Raw genomic sequence first — 15,418 nt, forward strand, 5'->3', positions numbered from 1 at the left:
GAGCTTGCTCGCGATGGTGTGTCAGTCTGCACCGCGGTGTCTGACACTCCATCGCGAGCAAGCTCGCTCCTACAGGGTCATTGATCCTGACCGCTGGCAATCGCCGCCGACGCCGCCAGCATCGCCCGCAACAACACCGCGCACCCGGCCGCGAGGTCATCCGGTGCGGCGTTTTCGATTTCGTTGTGGCTGATGCCACCTTCACACGGCACAAAAATCATCCCGGCCGGACCCAGTTCGGCGAGGAAGATTGCGTCATGCCCTGCCCCGCTGACGATGTCCATGTGCGACATGCCCAACCCTTGGGCGGCGCCGCGTACCGCTTCGACGCAGCCCTTGTCGAAATACAGCGGCGGGAAATCAGCCGTGGGGGTGAGCTCGTAGGTCAGGCCGTGTTCCTCGCAGGTGGCTTCGATGACTTCGCGGACCTCGGCAATCATCGAGTCCAGTCGCGCCGGTTCCAGATGCCGGAAATCGAGGGTCATGCGCACTTCGCCGGGGATGACATTGCGCGAGCCCGGATAGGCTTGCAGGCAGCCGACGGTGCCGCAGGCATGGGGTTGATGGCCGAGGGCGGCGCGATTGACCGCGCCGACAATTACGGCCGCGCCGACCAGCGCGTCCTTGCGCAGGTGCATCGGGGTCGGGCCGGCGTGGGCTTCGACGCCGCGCAGTTTGAGGTCGAACCATTTCTGGCCGAGGGCGCCCATCACCACGCCGATGGTTTTGTGTTCGTCTTCAAGGATCGGGCCCTGTTCGATGTGCGCCTCGAAATAGGCGCCGACCGCATGGCCGCTGACCTTGCGCGGGCCGGCGTAGCCAATCGCGTTCAGCGCTTCGCCAACTGTGACGCCATCGGCGTCGACTTTGGCCAGGGTTTCTTCAAGGGTGAATTTCTCCGCAAACACGCCGGAACCCATCATGCACGGGGCGAAGCGCGAGCCTTCTTCGTTGGTCCAGACCACGACTTCCAGCGGTGCTTCGGTTTCCACGCCGAGGTCGTTCAGGGTGCGCAGCACTTCGACGCCGGCCAGCACGCCGAAGCAGCCGTCGAATTTGCCGCCGGTGGGTTGGGTGTCAATGTGGCTGCCGGTCATCACCGGCGGCAGGTTCGGGTTGCGGCCCGGGCGGCGGGCAAAGATGTTGCCGACGGCGTCGATGCTGACAGTGCAACCGGCGGCCTCGCACCACTGGACGAAAATGTCCCGGGCCTGGCGGTCGAGGTCGGTCAGGGCCAGGCGGCAAACGCCGCCCTTGACCGTGGCGCCGAGCTGGGCGAGTTCCATGAGCGACTGCCACAAACGGTCGCGGTTGATGTGCTGATGGGTGGACTGCAGAACGTCTACGGCAGCGTTCATGGTGATCTCCTCAGGCAGTTGTTATAGGTTTCTTCAGGCGTATTTTTAGTGTTCTTGCGGCCGCCATCGCCAGCAGGCTAGTTCCCACAGGGAAATGCATTTCAAAATGTGGGAGCTAGCCTGCTAGCGATGACGGCCCTCACTTACACCGGCAATTTCAAGGCAGACTGGCTTGGCCGCATCACGCACAACCCGTAATAAATCACCCCACCCAGCGCCGAGCCAGTGAACCAGCCATAGCTGTAGAACCAGCTGAACGCATCGCTGCCCAGCGACAACAACGTCAGCACCACCGGCACACCAAAAGCAATAAACCCGAACCAGTTCCACGCCGGATACACGTCATCGCGGTACAGCCCGGCCAGGTCCAGCTGTTGTTTCTTGATCAGGAAATAGTCCACCACCATGATCCCGGCGATGGGCCCGAGCAGGCTGGAGTAGCCCAGCAGCCAGTTGGAATACACGGTTTCCAGGCTCACGTCGGACACAATCAGGCCAAGCTTTTTCAGCAACTCATGGCCCATCAGCAGTAGCCCCACCAAACCGGTGAGCAAAACCGCTTTGGTTCGGTTGATCACCTTCGGCGCGATGTTCTGAAAGTCGTTGGTCGGCGAGACGATGTTCGCCGCCGTGTTGGTGGACAGCGTGGCGATGATGATCAGCGCCATGGCCACGGCGACCCACACGGGGCTCTGGATATGACCGATCAGGGTGACAGGGTCCGAGACCGTAACACCGACCAGTTTGACGGATGCGGCGGTCATCACCACACCGAGTGAAGCGAACAGGAACATGGTCAACGGCAGGCCGAAAATCTGCCCGAGGATCTGGTCCTTCTGGCTTTTGGCGTAGCGGCTGAAGTCGGGAATGTTCAGGGACAACGTGGCCCAGAAGCCGACCATCGCCGTCAACCCGGCCGCGAAGTAACTGACCACGCTGGCACCTTCCGGACGCTTGGCCGGAATCGCCAGCAGTTCGGTCATCGACACGTTCGGCATCGCCCACACCAGCAATCCCAGGCCCACCAGGACCAGCAACGGTGCCGAGAGTGTTTCCAGCCATTTGATCGACTCGGCGCCGCGCAGTACCACCCATAAATTCAGTGCCCAGAAGATCATGAAGCCGATCACTTCACCGGTGCCGCCAAGGGATTTCCAGCCTTCGAAAATCGACCCCAGAAACAGGTGAATGGCCAGGCCACCAAACATCGTCTGGATACCGAACCAGCCGCACGCCACCAATGCCCGAATCAGGCACGGCACGTTGGACCCGAGAATGCCGAAGGATGAGCGCAACAGCACCGGGAATGGAATGCCGTACTTGGTGCCCGCGAAGGCGTTCAACGTCAGCGGGATCAGCACAATGAGGTTGGCAAACAAAATGGCCAGTAACGCCTCGCCCACGGTCAAACCGAAATACGCCGTCAGCACACCGCCGAGGGTGTAGGTCGGCACGCAGATCGACATGCCGATCCACAGCGCGGTGATGTGCCATTTGTTCCAGGTTCGTTCGTGCACCTTGGTCGGTGCCATGTCGTGGTTGTAACGGGGACTGTCGAGGACGTCGGTGCCGGCTTCGAGCTCAAACAAGCCGTCGCGCTCGGTCACTTGCGATCTGATCTGTTGCATGGCCGCTCCACTGTTCTTTGAATTATTTTTTGCTCATCAGGGGCAGTCGGCATCAATAAACGTGCCGGGCTCCCCGATTGCGCATCGGGCAGTTCCATAAAACTTTGCAAGCAACTGATGTTTATCAGTTTTATTTGTTTATCCAGCGAGTCCGCGGTGACGTGCCTGTTCACTCAGGCTAAAGGCCAGGCAAGTTGTCCGAAAGGTCAGGACTCAATCTGGTGCAACCCCTCTTTTTTCAACGTTGCGCATCAACCATAGACCCTCCTCAAGCGGCTGATTTCACATAGGAAATCTCGTCTATTTTTAGAACCTGTCAAGTGCGTCAAAATGGTGAGCGGTCGAACCATTTTGGTGATTTATGTATTTAATCGTTATTTATCAATACGTTATTACAGCTATAAGCTTATAAAAAATAATCTTGAACAATCCTTAAACTCAGACTAGCTTCTATTCCTGACAGCGCTGACAGGAATATGTCTGTTGACGTTGGCTTCATATAAAACAGTTAGAACCGGCACAAGTCGGTCATTGCCTGCGAGGAACTCGGAATGTCTCTGTTGATCCGTGGCGCCACCGTTATTACCCATGATGAAAGTTATCGCGCCGACGTCTATTGCGCCGACGGCGTGATAAAAGCCATCGGTGAACATCTTGATGTTCCGGCAGGTGCCGAAGTGCTCGACGGCAGCGGCCAATACCTGATGCCCGGCGGCATCGACCCTCACACCCATATGCAGCTGCCCTTCATGGGCACGGTCGCCAGTGAAGATTTTTTCAGTGGCACCGCTGCCGGTCTCGCCGGTGGCACCACTTCAATCATTGATTTCGTGATTCCCAATCCGCAGCAATCACTGATGGAAGCGTTTCATCAGTGGCGCGGCTGGGCTGAGAAGTCGGCGTCAGATTACGGCTTCCACGTGGCGATCACTTGGTGGAGCGAGCAGGTTCGCGAGGAAATGGCCGAGCTGGTCAGCCACCACGGGGTCAACAGCTTCAAGCATTTCATGGCTTACAAGAACGCGATCATGGCCGCCGACGACACCCTCGTGGCCAGTTTCGAGCGCTGCCTGGAGCTCGGCGCGGTGCCGACCGTGCACGCGGAAAACGGCGAGCTGGTTTATCACCTGCAACGCAAGTTGATGGCCCAGGGCATCACCGGGCCTGAAGCGCATCCGCTGTCGCGGCCTTCGCAAGTGGAAGGCGAAGCGGCCAGTCGGGCCATCCGCATCGCCGAAACCCTGGGCACACCGCTGTACCTGGTGCACGTTTCGACCAAGGAAGCCCTCGACGAAATCACTTACGCGCGCAGCAAAGGCCAACAGGTTTACGGCGAAGTATTGGCCGGGCATCTGCTGCTGGACGACAGCGTCTACCGGCACCCGGACTGGCAGACCGCCGCCGGTTACGTGATGAGCCCGCCCTTCCGTCCCCGCGGCCATCAGGAAGCGCTTTGGCATGGCCTGCAATCCGGCAACCTGCACACCACGGCCACCGACCACTGCTGTTTCTGCGCCGAGCAAAAAGCCGCGGGGCGTGACGATTTCAGCAAGATCCCCAACGGCACGGCCGGTATCGAAGACCGCATGGCGGTGCTGTGGGATGAAGGCGTGAACACCGGGCGTTTTTCGATGCAGCAATTCGTCGCGCTCACCTCCACCAACACCGCGAAGATCTTCAACCTCTACCCACGCAAGGGCGCGATTCGCGTCGGTGCCGATGCGGACCTGGTGCTGTGGGACCCCGAGGGCACACGCACGATTTCAGCGAAGACCCATCACCAGCAAGTCGACTTCAACATCTTCGAAGGCAAGATTGTGCGCGGTGTGCCGAGTCATACCATCAGCCAGGGCCGCGTGGTGTGGGCCGATGGCGATCTGCGCGCCGAGCGTGGTGCCGGGCGGTATGTCGAGCGGTCGGCGTATCCGGCGGTGTTTGATTTGCTGAGCAAGCGGGCGGAGTTGAATCAGCCTGTTGCAGTGAAACGCTGAAAGCGGCCTTCGGCCTATCGCGAGCAGGCTCGCTCCCACAGGTTGCATAGATCCTTGTAGGAGCAAGGCTTGCCCGCGAAGAGGCCGGCCCAGACAACAAAAAAACCAATGCCCACCAGAGGCAGTTACCTCAATAACCGTGAGGCCAACACCGTGATCAAGACCCTGAACCACCTCCCGCATCCCTACGAGAATGCGGCCGCCCTCGCCGGCCATTTCACCGACCTGGCGCCCCCGCTCAACGACCGCCAGGCGCACCTCGAAGCGTCGCGCTGCCTGTACTGCTACGACGCGCCGTGCGTGAATGCCTGCCCGAGCGAGATCGACATTCCGTCGTTCATCCGCAACATCCATCAGGAAAACGTCCAGGGCGCCGCGCAGAAAATCCTCTCGGCGAACATCCTCGGCGGCAGTTGCGCCCGGGTCTGTCCGACGGAAATCCTGTGCCAGCAAGCCTGCGTGCGCAACAACGATCATGAGTGCGCGCCGGTGCTGATCGGCCTGCTGCAACGCTACGCCGTGGACAACGCGCATTTCAGCGAACACCCGTTCCAGCGCGCCGCTTCCACCGGCAAGCGTATCGCCGTGGTCGGTGCGGGTCCCGCCGGGTTGTCCTGCGCCCATCGCAGCGCCATGCACGGTCATGACGTGGTGATTTTCGAGGCACGGGAAAAGGCCGGAGGTCTCAACGAATACGGAATTGCCAAATACAAACTGGTGGATGACTACGCGCAGAAGGAGCTGGATTTCCTGCTGCAAATCGGCGGCATCGACATCCGTCACGGGCAGAAACTGGGTGAGAACCTGACCCTGAGTGAACTGCATCAGCAGTTCGATGCCGTGTTCCTCGGCATCGGTCTCAACGCCAGCAAGCAATTGGGTTTGGCGCATGAGGACGCCCCCGGCCTGCTCGCCGCCACCGACTACATCCGCGAACTGCGCCAGGCCGATGACCTGACGCAACTGCCGCTGGCCGACCATTGCATCGTCCTCGGCGCCGGCAACACCGCGATCGACATGGCCGTGCAAATGGCGCGCCTCGGCGCTCGCGATGTCAATCTGGTGTACCGCCGGGGTGTCGAGGACATGGGCGCTACCGGTCACGAACAGGACATCGCCAAGGCCAATCAAGTACGCCTGCTGACGTGGGCACAACCCGAAAAAGTGTTGCTGGACGATCAGGGCCAGGTTCGCGGCATGCGTTTTGCGCGGACGAGAATGATCGAAGGTCGCCTGCACACCACTGGTGAAACGTTTGAGTTGGCTGCGGATGCCATCTTCAAGGCCATCGGCCAGGCCTTCGACAGCAGCGCCCTCGCCGACCCGCTGGCCCGGGAATTGAAGCGCCAGGGCGAGCGCATCCAGGTCGACGAACACCTGCGCACCAGCATTCCCGGCGTGTATGCCGGGGGCGATTGCACCAGCCTCGATCAGGACCTCACCGTGCAAGCGGTGCAGCATGGCAAACGCGCCGCCGAAGCCATCAACGCTCAACTCATGCTCAACGTGGAGGCTGCGTAAATGGCCGATCTCTCGATTGTCTTTGCCGGCATCAAAGCCCCCAATCCGTTCTGGCTGGCCTCCGCGCCGCCCACCGACAAGGCCTACAACGTAGTCCGCGCCTTCGAGGCCGGTTGGGGTGGCGTGGTCTGGAAAACCCTGGGTGAAGACCCGGCGGCGGTTAACGTGTCGTCGCGTTACTCGGCGCACTTCGGCGCCAACCGTGAAGTGCTGGGTTTCAATAACATCGAACTGATCACTGACCGCTCGCTGGAGATCAACCTGCGGGAAATCACCCAGGTCAAAAAAGACTGGCCCGACCGCGCGCTGATCGTGTCGTTGATGGTGCCGTGTGTCGAAGAGTCGTGGAAATACATCTTGCCGCTGGTGGAAGCCACCGGTGCCGACGGCATCGAGCTGAACTTCGGCTGCCCCCATGGCATGCCGGAACGCGGCATGGGTGCGGCGGTTGGTCAGGTGCCGGAGTATGTCGAGCAGGTCACTCGCTGGTGCAAGACCTATTGCAAACTGCCGGTGATCGTCAAGCTCACGCCGAACATCACCGACATTCGCGTCGCCGCCCGCGCGGCCCACCGTGGCGGGGCCGATGCCGTTTCGCTGATCAACACCATCAATTCGATTACCAGCGTCAACCTGGAACGCATGGTCGCCAACCCGATGGTCGGCAGCCAAAGTACCCACGGCGGTTATTGCGGTTCGGCGGTGAAGCCGATTGCGCTGAACATGGTCGCTGAAATCGCCCGTGACCCACAGACCCAGGGCCTGCCGATCTCTGGCATTGGCGGCATAGGCAGCTGGCGCGACGCCGCCGAGTTCATCGCGTTGGGGAGCGGCTCGGTGCAGGTGTGCACGGCGGCGATGCTGCACGGCTTTCGGATTGTCGAGGAAATGAAGGACGGCTTGTCACGCTGGATGGACAGTCAGGGCTACCGCAGCGTGTCGGATTTTTCCGGGCGGGCGGTGGGCAACACGACTGACTGGAAGTACCTGGACATCAACTACCAGGTCATCGCGAAGATAGATCAGGAGGCGTGCATTGGTTGCGGTCGCTGCCATATCGCTTGTGAGGATACGTCGCACCAGGCGGTGGCCAGCCTGAAACAGGCGGACGGGACGCACACGTATGAAGTGATCGAGGATGAATGCGTGGGCTGCAACCTGTGCCAGATCACGTGCCCGGTGCAGGATTGCATCGAGATGGTGCCGATGGAGAACGGCAAGCCGTTTCTGGACTGGAATCATGATCCGCGCAATCCCTATCATGTAGCCGTCTGAAATCCGAGTTGGCTGAACTGATGCCATCGCGAGCATGCTCGCTCCTACAGGGTTCTGTGGTGTACATAGCGTTTGTGTACAGCATAAAACCACTGTAGGAGCGAGCTTGCTCGCGATGAGGCCGTCAGCCGCACAGAACATCTCACGGCTCCAACCCGATCCCCCGCAAAATCACACTCGTCACCGTCTGCACCGCCCGCTCGAACTGCATGTCCGACAGCGGCTGGTGATCATTCAGGATATTCACCTGGTGATCGAAGTCCGCGTAATGCTGGGTCGACGCCCAGATCATGTACAGCAGGCTTGAAGGCTCCACCGGCAGGATGCGTTTGTCGTCCACCCACTGGCGAATTTTCGCTTCTTTCATCTTGGCCCAGTCGTACAGGCTGACGTCCAGTTTCTCACCCAGGGTCGGCGCGCCGTGGATGATCTCGTTGGCCCAGACTTTCGAGCCATGCGGCCGGCTGCGGGAGTGGTTCATCTTGGCGCGGATGTAGCTGCTGAGGACCACGCGCGGGTCGTCGAACATCTCGAAGCACAACGCGTCCTGTTTCCAGACCTCCAGCAGATCGAACAGCACCGCGCTGTACAGTTCGGTTTTGGTGCTGAAGTAGTAATGCAGGTTTGAACGCGGCAGTTGCACTTCAGCGGCGATGTCGGCCATGGCGGTGCCGCCGAACCCTTTTTCCGCGAACACCTTCTCGGCACCCAACAGGATTTTCTCGACGTTACTGCGACGAATCTCGATCTTGTGATTGCCCATGAGGGCTCCCTGACAACAGCGTTGGCCAAGACTAGCATCCGCTCTACATCGCGGCGACAGGGGAAAACGAAACTTCGTACTCAGGCCTTCCCGACGCTAAACTGACCCTTTTCAGAACCTGCCTCAGAGGGATTCCACGATGCTCAAGAAAACCCTGACCACCGTCGCACTGCTCGGCTCACTCTTCGCCGCCTCGTCGGTGTTTGCCCACGCGCATCTGCAAAGCCAGACACCGGCCGCCGACAGCACGGTCAGCGCGCCCAATGAACTGCGCCTGGTGTTTTCCGAGGGTGTTGAAGCTGCTTTCAGCAAGGTCACGATCACCAAGGACGGCGCCGACGTGCCGGTGAAAGGCGTGACCACTGAAGGCAGCGACAAGAAAACCCTGGTCGTCACCCCGGCCGCACCGTTAGCCGCGGGCGCCTATAAAGTCGAGTGGCATGCGGTCTCGGTCGACACCCACAAAAGTGAAGGCGCCTACAGCTTCAAGGTCGGCCAGTAATTGATGACGAGCGCGATGGTGTTGTGTCGTTTCCTGCATTTCACCGTGGTGCTGATGCTGTTCGGGGCCTGGATGTTCAGGCCTTTGCTGTTAGGTCGTGAAGCGGTACTGGAGCCATCGCTGGCGCGCATCGCACGCTGGCTCGCCGTGGTGGCGCTGGTCAGCGGTGTCGGTTGGTTGCTGCTGATCACTGCGAGCATGGCTGGAAATGCGAGTGCGGCCTTCGACCCATCGACGCTGGGCCTGGTGCTGGGCAAGACGTTTTTCGGTCAGGTCTGGAGCTGGCACCTGCTGATCAACGGGTTACTGGTAGCGCTCCTGCTGACCCCATGGCGTTCGAATTTCCCGCTGCGCATCGGCCTGGCCGGTCTTCTGCTGGCCACCCTCGCCCCGGTTGGTCACGGCGCAATGCTGGATGGTCTTAGCGGCCAGTTGCTGATCCTCAATCAGATCATCCACCTGATCTGCGTCGGTGCCTGGCTGGGTGGGCTGATGCTGTTGGTGATGATCCTGCGTGCACCTGCCGGCCTGGCTGTCGGCGATGTCCTGCGGCGATTCAGTGGTGTCGGTTACGTCTTGGTCGCGGGGTTGGTGCTGACCGGACTGATCAATGTGCGGGTGCTGACCGGGGCCTTTTGGCCGACGCCGTTGCTGAGCGGGTTCGCGTTGATTCTGTTGATCAAGGTCTCGCTGGTTGGGGTGATGTTGGGATTGGCGTTGTTCAACCGATTGCAGGTCAAGAACTGTGAGCAGCGCCTGTCGATGTTGCATGCCAGCGTGATCATCGAGTGGTTTCTGGGGATGGGCGCGGTGGCGGCGGTTTCGCTGTTGGGGACCATGCCACCGATGATCGCCGGTTGAAACGTAGATCAAATGTGGGAGCGAGCCTGCTCGCGATGGGGCCAGCACATTTAACATCGATGGTGGCTGATCGTCCGCCATCGCGAGCAGGCTCGCTCCTACAGGGTTCGTGTTCCAGCCTTTAGTTCAATCTTGGTCATCGTACAACTTCTGATTGACAACCCCGGAACACCTCGCAAATAATCGCCCCAATGTTGTACGACGACGTATGACAATTATAAAAACAATAAGCACAAGGGAGCGTTTCTGTGACCAAGCTCGTCCGCAATTCCGTCTGCACCCCTCGCCCGACTTTCGCACGCCGTCACACCCTGAGCCTGATTGGTTGGAGCGGCCTGGCCCTCGCCCTGCCGATGACTGCCCATGCCGAAGGGTTCGTCGATGACGCCAAAGCCACGCTCAACCTGCGCAACTTCTACATCAACCGTAATTTCACCAACCCGGCCAAGCCTCAGGGCAAGGCTGAAGAGTGGACGCAGAGCTTCATCCTCGATGCAAAGTCCGGTTTCACCCAGGGCACCGTCGGTTTCGGTCTGGATGTGTTGGGCGAATACTCGGTGAAGCTCGACGGCGGTAAAGGCACCGGCGGTACGTCGTTGCTGCCGCTGGACCACGATGGTCGCCCGGCCGACAACTACGGTCGCACCAACGTGGCGTTCAAGGCCAAGCTGTCCCAGACCGAAGTCAAGGTCGGCGAGTGGATGCCGGTGTTGCCGATCCTGCGTTCGGACGACGGTCGCTCCCTGCCCCAAACCTTCCGCGGCGGCCAGATCACCTCGAAAGAAATCGATGGCCTGACGCTCTACGGCGGGCAGTTCCGCCAGAACAGCCCGCGTGACGACAGCAGCATGACCGACATGTACATGAACGGAAAAGCGGGGTTCACCTCCGACCGTTTCAACTTCCAGGGCGGCGAATACCTGTTCAACGAGAAGCGCACCCAGATCGGCCTGTGGAACGCGGAACTGCAGGATATCTACAGCCAGCAATACATCAACCTGACGCATACCCAGCCCGTCGGCGACTGGACCCTGGGCGCCAACCTCGGGTATTTCTACGGCAAGGAAGACGGCAGCGCACTGGCCGGCGACCTGGACAACCGGACTATGTCGGGCATGTTCTCGGCCAAGTACGGCGGCAACACCTTTTACGTCGGCCTGCAAAAGTTGACGGGTGACAGCGTCTGGATGCGGATCAACGGCACCAGCGGTGGCACCCTGGCCAACGACAGCTACAACTCCAGCTACGACAATGCCCAGGAACGCTCCTGGCAACTGCGCCACGACTACAACTTTGTCGCCCTCGGCATTCCCGGCCTGACCTTGATGAACCGCTACATCAGCGGCGACAACGTGCACACCGGTGCGATCACCGACGGCAAGGAGTGGGGTCGCGAATCGGAGTTGGCCTACACCGTGCAGAGCGGCGTGTTGAAGAACCTCAACGTCAAATGGCGTAACGCGAGCATCCGTAAAGACTTCAGCACCAACGAATTCGACGAAAACCGGATTATCATCAACTACCCGCTTTCGTTATTGTAAAACCGGCAAGATCGAACTCTGTGGCGAGGGAGCTTGCTCCCGCTGGGCTGCGCAGCGGCCCCAAGCCCAGGGATTGGGAGCGCTTCGTGCTCCAGCGGGAGCAAGCTCCCTCGCCACAGGTTTGTGTGCGGCTGACCCTCCGTCATTTCCAGCCGAACCCGCGTTGACAACACCCGGACAGCCTGACGATACTTCAGCGCAGTCATACGACAACCTACAACGATTCAACAACAATAATTGCGCCAAGGGATTTTCCATGACCACCACGCCTACCGCCCCTTTCAATCGCCTGCTGCTGACCGGCGCCGCCGGTGGCCTCGGTAAAGTACTGCGCGAAACCCTGCGCCCTTACGCCAACGTGATTCGCCTGTCCGACATCGCCGACATCGCGCCGGCCATCGATGACCGCGAAGAAGTCGTCATCTGCGACCTGTCCGACAAACACGCCGTGCACCAACTGGTCGAAGGCGTCGATGCGATCCTGCACTTCGGCGGCGTATCGGTTGAGCGTCCGTTCGAGGAAATCCTCGGCGCCAACATTTGCGGCGTGTTCCATATCTACGAGGCCGCACGCCGTCATGGCGTGAAGCGCGTGATTTTCGCCAGCTCCAACCACGTCATCGGTTTCTACAAACAGGATGAAGTGATCGACGCGCGCTCCCCTCGCCGCCCGGACAGCTACTACGGCTTGTCCAAGTCCTACGGCGAAGACATGGCCAGCTTCTATTTCGATCGCTACGGCATTGAGACGGTCAGCATCCGTATCGGCTCGTCGTTCCCGGAACCGCAAAACCGCCGCATGATGAGCACCTGGCTGAGCTTCGGCGACCTGACTCAATTGATCGAGCGCGCGTTGTCCGCGCCGAACGTCGGCCACACCGTGGTCTACGGCGCGTCCGACAACAAGAATGTCTGGTGGGACAACCGCTACGCCACGAGCCTTGGTTACCAGCCACAGGACAGCTCCGAAGTGTTCCGCGAAAAAGTCGAAGCGCAACCGATGCCGGCCGCCGATGATCCGGCCATGGTTTACCAGGGTGGCGCATTTGTCGCGTCGGGCCCGTTCGGCGACTGAATCACCGCGCACCGCTTGAGCCCCACAACGAAACAAGGGTATGAGTTGCCATGCAAGCCGAATTGATTGTCGATGCCCGCAACGCGGTCGGTGAATGCCCGGTCTGGGTCCCCGAGGAAAACGCCCTGTACTGGGTGGATATTCCTGCCGGCACACTCCAGCGTTGGCGTGCCGACACTGGCCAGGTGGACCGCTGGACGGCGCCGGAAATGCTCGCCTGCATCACCCGCAGCAGCACCGGCGGTTGGGTGGCAGGCATGGAAAGCGGCTTTTTTCACTTGCGTACACACGACGACGGCAGCCTCGACAGCCATTTGCTGGCCCACGTCGAGCACGCCCGCACCGACATGCGCCTGAACGATGGCCGCTGCGATCGTCAGGGCCGTTTCTGGGCAGGCAGCATGGTGCTGAACATGGGCGCCAACATCGCCGACGGCACGCTCTATCGCTACAGTGCCGGACAACGCGGGCCGGTCGACGCACAGCTTGGCGGGTTCATCGTGCCCAATGGGCTAGGCTTCAGCCCTGACGGCAACACCCTGTACCTGTCGGATTCACATCCGCTGGTGCGGCAGATCTGGGCGTTCGACTACGACACCGAGACTGGCACGCCCTCCAATCGCCGGGTGTTCGTCGACATGACCCAATTCCCCGGCCGCCCCGACGGTGCGGCTGTCGATGCTGAAGGTTGCTACTGGATCTGCGCCAACGATGCCGGGCTGGTTCATCGTTTTACCCCGGATGGTCGACTCGATCGATCGCTGACGGTGCCGGTCAAGAAGCCGAGCATGTGTGCTTTCGGAGGCAGTCGACTGGACACCTTGTTCGTGACCTCGATCCGCCCCGGTGATGATCAGGATGAACAGTCGTTGGCCGGTGGGGTGTTTGCGCTGGATCCTGGGGTGAAGGGTTTGCCGGAGCCGCATTTCAACGATTCGCTGTAATTACGTTGCAGGACTTGAAGTCATGCCCAATGAAGATGCTCCGAGGGCACAATCCTTTGTGGCGAGGGAGCTTGCTCCCGCTGGACGCGAAGCGGCCCCGGCAACCACTCTGACGGACCGGGTTGACTGGATTTACGACTGCTTCGCAGCCGAGCGGGACGATGCGGCGTTCCGACAAGCTCCCTCGCCACAACAGCCCATCAGCATGCAGGAAAAACATGACGCCAACGATTGTTGATCTCCAAGACGAACTCACCCACCTCACCCTCGCCCCCGAGCTGGGCGGCAGCATCGTCAACTGGGCGGTGCGCGGCACGGGTCAGCCGCTGTTGCGCCACAACGACGTCCACGCGCTGAACACCGGACTGCCGGGCAAACTCGGTTGCTATCCGTTGGCGCCGTGGTCGAACCGGATTGCCAACGGCGGCTTCGAATGCCCCGATGGCTGGCTCGCCCTGACACCCAACAGCCTCACCGATCCACTGCCGATTCACGGCAGCGCCTGGCAGCAACCGTGGCAAGTGGTTTCGCAGACACCGGATGAGGTTGTCCTGCAACTAGACAGCGTCACGCCTTTCGCCTACCGCGCAACCCAGCGTTTTCAACTGCGCCAAGGCAAGCTCAGCATCGATTTGCAGGTCACCCACCTCGCTGAACAGGCGGCTTGGCACGGGCTCGGTTTGCACCCTTACTTCCCGCGCACCGCCAACACCCGGTTGCAGGCGCTATCCCGGCAAGTCTGGCAGTGCGATGCGAGCAAACTGCCGACCCATCTCGATTCGTTGCCCGCCGACTGGGATTTCCAGCAGCTCAAGGGCTTGCCCGAAATTTTGGTCGACAACGGTTTTTGTGAGTGGGATGGCCACTGCCTGATCCAGCAACCGGAGCTCGGCTATGAACTGGAATGCCAGGCCAGCGGCAGCGATTACTACCTGCTCTACTGCCCGGTGGGCCTGGGGTTTTTCTGCATCGAACCGGTGAGCCACCCGGTCAATGCGCACCATTTGCCTGGCCATCCTGGGTTGCGCTTGCTGGAGCAAGGCCAATCCGTCGCGTTGGGTTTCAGCCTGCAGTATCGAGGGATTTGAGTCTCAGGCCCGAAACAGCATGTACACCGCGACAATCAGGCAGACACTGGCGAAACCCAACTGTATTGCCCGGGGCGGTACATGCGCGCAAATCTTGCGGCCCAGGATCATGCCGACAACGCTCGCCCCGATGAAGGTGTAACCGAGGCCGTCGATCCGCACCCCGACCTGGAATGCGCCGATCACGCCAATGGCGGAAATCAGGCTGATCACCATCAGCGACGTGGCGACGATGCCGCGCATCTGCACGTCGGTCAGTTGCTTAAACGCCGGGACGATCAGGAACCCCCCGCCCACGCCAAGCAAGCCTGAAACCACCCCCGTCACCGCGCCCAGCGCAGCCAGTGTCGCAGTGCACTTGGCGGTCCAGGAAAAGCGTCCGGTCTGCTGATCGAGCATGCAGTTTTTCTGGCCCCAGTTGGCGTGGCCGTGATCGCTCGGGCCTTCGTCCTGACGCTCCTTGCGCAACATGCGCCAGGCGACCATGACCATCAGCAGGCTGAACAGGATCATCAAGACCTTTTCCGGCAACTGATGGGCGAAGAAGATGCCCATCGGCGAAAAGATTGACCCCAGCAGCGCAATCAGCAACGCCGCGCGATAGCGCACCAAACCGTGTCGCAATCCGTCGATGGCCCCGACTGCGGCGGCACTGCCCACCGCAAACAGCGCGACCGGCGCGGCTTGGGTCATCGTCAAACCCAGCCCCAGCACCAACGCCGGTACCGCAAGAATGCCGCCACCAGCCCCGGTCAAACCGAGTACCAGGCCCATGACCACACCAAAAAAACTTGCCAGCAACATAAAACACTCGTGATCCGCAATTGAGTCCGGGGCCGCCCGGTGTCGATGGATGACAGGATAGAGCGCG

The 15,418-nt window shown here is 60.5% G+C and carries 13 protein-coding genes; 9 read left to right on the forward strand and 4 right to left on the reverse strand.

The genetic code is table 11. The features are described 5' to 3' along the window. Positions 1 to 77: 77 nt before the first annotated feature. Positions 78 to 1,358, reverse strand: a complete 1,281-nt coding sequence (locus EJA72_RS20625; protein ID WP_157713215.1) for a Zn-dependent hydrolase — start codon at positions 1,356 to 1,358, stop codon at positions 78 to 80. A 143-nt stretch (positions 1,359 to 1,501) separates the two neighbouring features. Further along, entirely contained in the window at positions 1,502 to 2,986 is a 1,485-nt protein-coding gene (locus tag EJA72_RS20630; protein WP_157713216.1) for an NCS1 family nucleobase:cation symporter-1, read from the reverse strand. Positions 2,987 to 3,537: 551 nt separating this feature from the next. Here EJA72_RS20630 and hydA point away from each other — a divergent pair. The 3 genes from hydA to preA all read left to right on the forward strand — a co-directional run bounded on the left by hydA (position 3,538) and on the right by preA (position 7,773). Then, entirely contained in the window at positions 3,538 to 4,977 is a 1,440-nt protein-coding gene (hydA, locus tag EJA72_RS20635; protein ID WP_157713217.1) for a dihydropyrimidinase, read from the forward strand. Positions 4,978 to 5,130: 153 nt separating this feature from the next. Continuing rightward, positions 5,131 to 6,498: an NAD(P)-dependent oxidoreductase gene (locus EJA72_RS20640; RefSeq protein WP_178129495.1), complete on the forward strand. Its 1,368-nt coding sequence runs from the start codon at positions 5,131 to 5,133 to the stop codon at positions 6,496 to 6,498. Then, positions 6,499 to 7,773: an NAD-dependent dihydropyrimidine dehydrogenase subunit PreA gene (preA, locus tag EJA72_RS20645; protein WP_157713219.1), complete on the forward strand. Its 1,275-nt coding sequence runs from the start codon at positions 6,499 to 6,501 to the stop codon at positions 7,771 to 7,773. A gap of 142 nt (positions 7,774 to 7,915) precedes the next feature. Here preA and EJA72_RS20650 read toward each other — a convergent pair whose 3' ends face one another. After that, on the reverse strand, positions 7,916 to 8,536 hold the full coding sequence (locus EJA72_RS20650; RefSeq protein WP_157713220.1) for a TetR/AcrR family transcriptional regulator: 621 nt from the start codon (positions 8,534 to 8,536) through the stop codon (positions 7,916 to 7,918). A 139-nt stretch (positions 8,537 to 8,675) separates the two neighbouring features. Between EJA72_RS20650 and copC the strand changes: the two genes are divergently transcribed. The 6 genes from copC to EJA72_RS20680 all read left to right on the forward strand — a co-directional run bounded on the left by copC (position 8,676) and on the right by EJA72_RS20680 (position 14,547). Next, positions 8,676 to 9,038 carry a copper homeostasis periplasmic binding protein CopC gene (gene copC / locus EJA72_RS20655; RefSeq protein ID WP_157713221.1) on the forward strand — a complete coding sequence of 121 codons (363 nt, stop codon included), beginning with the start codon at positions 8,676 to 8,678 and terminating at the stop codon, positions 9,036 to 9,038. Positions 9,039 to 9,041: 3 nt separating this feature from the next. Continuing rightward, complete coding sequence (gene copD, locus EJA72_RS20660; protein ID WP_157713222.1) at positions 9,042 to 9,899, forward strand: copper homeostasis membrane protein CopD; 858 nt, start codon at positions 9,042 to 9,044, stop codon at positions 9,897 to 9,899. 311 nt (positions 9,900 to 10,210) lie between these two features. Next, positions 10,211 to 11,440, forward strand: a complete 1,230-nt coding sequence (locus EJA72_RS20665) for an OprD family porin (RefSeq protein ID WP_256679733.1) — start codon at positions 10,211 to 10,213, stop codon at positions 11,438 to 11,440. Positions 11,441 to 11,696: 256 nt separating this feature from the next. Continuing rightward, positions 11,697 to 12,515 carry an NAD(P)-dependent oxidoreductase gene (locus EJA72_RS20670; protein ID WP_157713223.1) on the forward strand — a complete coding sequence of 273 codons (819 nt, stop codon included), beginning with the start codon at positions 11,697 to 11,699 and terminating at the stop codon, positions 12,513 to 12,515. Positions 12,516 to 12,565: 50 nt separating this feature from the next. Further along, the gene (locus EJA72_RS20675) at positions 12,566 to 13,459 is read left to right on the forward strand and encodes an SMP-30/gluconolactonase/LRE family protein (protein WP_157713224.1); all 894 of its coding nucleotides are present in this window, start codon (positions 12,566 to 12,568) and stop codon (positions 13,457 to 13,459) included. A gap of 218 nt (positions 13,460 to 13,677) precedes the next feature. After that, entirely contained in the window at positions 13,678 to 14,547 is an 870-nt protein-coding gene (locus EJA72_RS20680; RefSeq protein ID WP_157713225.1) for an aldose 1-epimerase, read from the forward strand. Between the two features lie 3 nt (positions 14,548 to 14,550). On the opposite strand, the gene EJA72_RS20685 is transcribed toward EJA72_RS20680, so the two are convergent. Continuing rightward, the gene (locus EJA72_RS20685; RefSeq protein WP_157713226.1) at positions 14,551 to 15,351 is read right to left on the reverse strand and encodes a sulfite exporter TauE/SafE family protein; all 801 of its coding nucleotides are present in this window, start codon (positions 15,349 to 15,351) and stop codon (positions 14,551 to 14,553) included. Positions 15,352 to 15,418: the final 67 nt, after the last annotated feature.

The organism is Pseudomonas sp. PB120 (genome assembly GCF_009761815.1).
Taxonomy (GTDB): domain Bacteria; phylum Pseudomonadota; class Gammaproteobacteria; order Pseudomonadales; family Pseudomonadaceae; genus Aquipseudomonas.

Bases quoted from the DNA above. Each gene is read 5' to 3' on its own strand.
- EJA72_RS20625 (WP_157713215.1), bottom strand. From the start codon at position 1,358: ATGAACGCTGCCGTAGACGTTCTGCAGTCCACCCATCAGCACATCAAC.
- EJA72_RS20630 (WP_157713216.1), bottom strand. From the start codon at position 2,986: ATGCAACAGATCAGATCGCAAGTGACCGAGCGCGACGGCTTGTTTGAG.
- hydA (WP_157713217.1), top strand. From the start codon at position 3,538: ATGTCTCTGTTGATCCGTGGCGCCACCGTTATTACCCATGATGAAAGT.
- preA (WP_157713219.1), top strand. From the start codon at position 6,499: ATGGCCGATCTCTCGATTGTCTTTGCCGGCATCAAAGCCCCCAATCCG.
- EJA72_RS20650 (WP_157713220.1), bottom strand. From the start codon at position 8,536: ATGGGCAATCACAAGATCGAGATTCGTCGCAGTAACGTCGAGAAAATC.
- copC (WP_157713221.1), top strand. From the start codon at position 8,676: ATGCTCAAGAAAACCCTGACCACCGTCGCACTGCTCGGCTCACTCTTC.
- copD (WP_157713222.1), top strand. From the start codon at position 9,042: ATGACGAGCGCGATGGTGTTGTGTCGTTTCCTGCATTTCACCGTGGTG.
- EJA72_RS20670 (WP_157713223.1), top strand. From the start codon at position 11,697: ATGACCACCACGCCTACCGCCCCTTTCAATCGCCTGCTGCTGACCGGC.
- EJA72_RS20675 (WP_157713224.1), top strand. From the start codon at position 12,566: ATGCAAGCCGAATTGATTGTCGATGCCCGCAACGCGGTCGGTGAATGC.
- EJA72_RS20680 (WP_157713225.1), top strand. From the start codon at position 13,678: ATGACGCCAACGATTGTTGATCTCCAAGACGAACTCACCCACCTCACC.
- EJA72_RS20685 (WP_157713226.1), bottom strand. From the start codon at position 15,351: ATGTTGCTGGCAAGTTTTTTTGGTGTGGTCATGGGCCTGGTACTCGGT.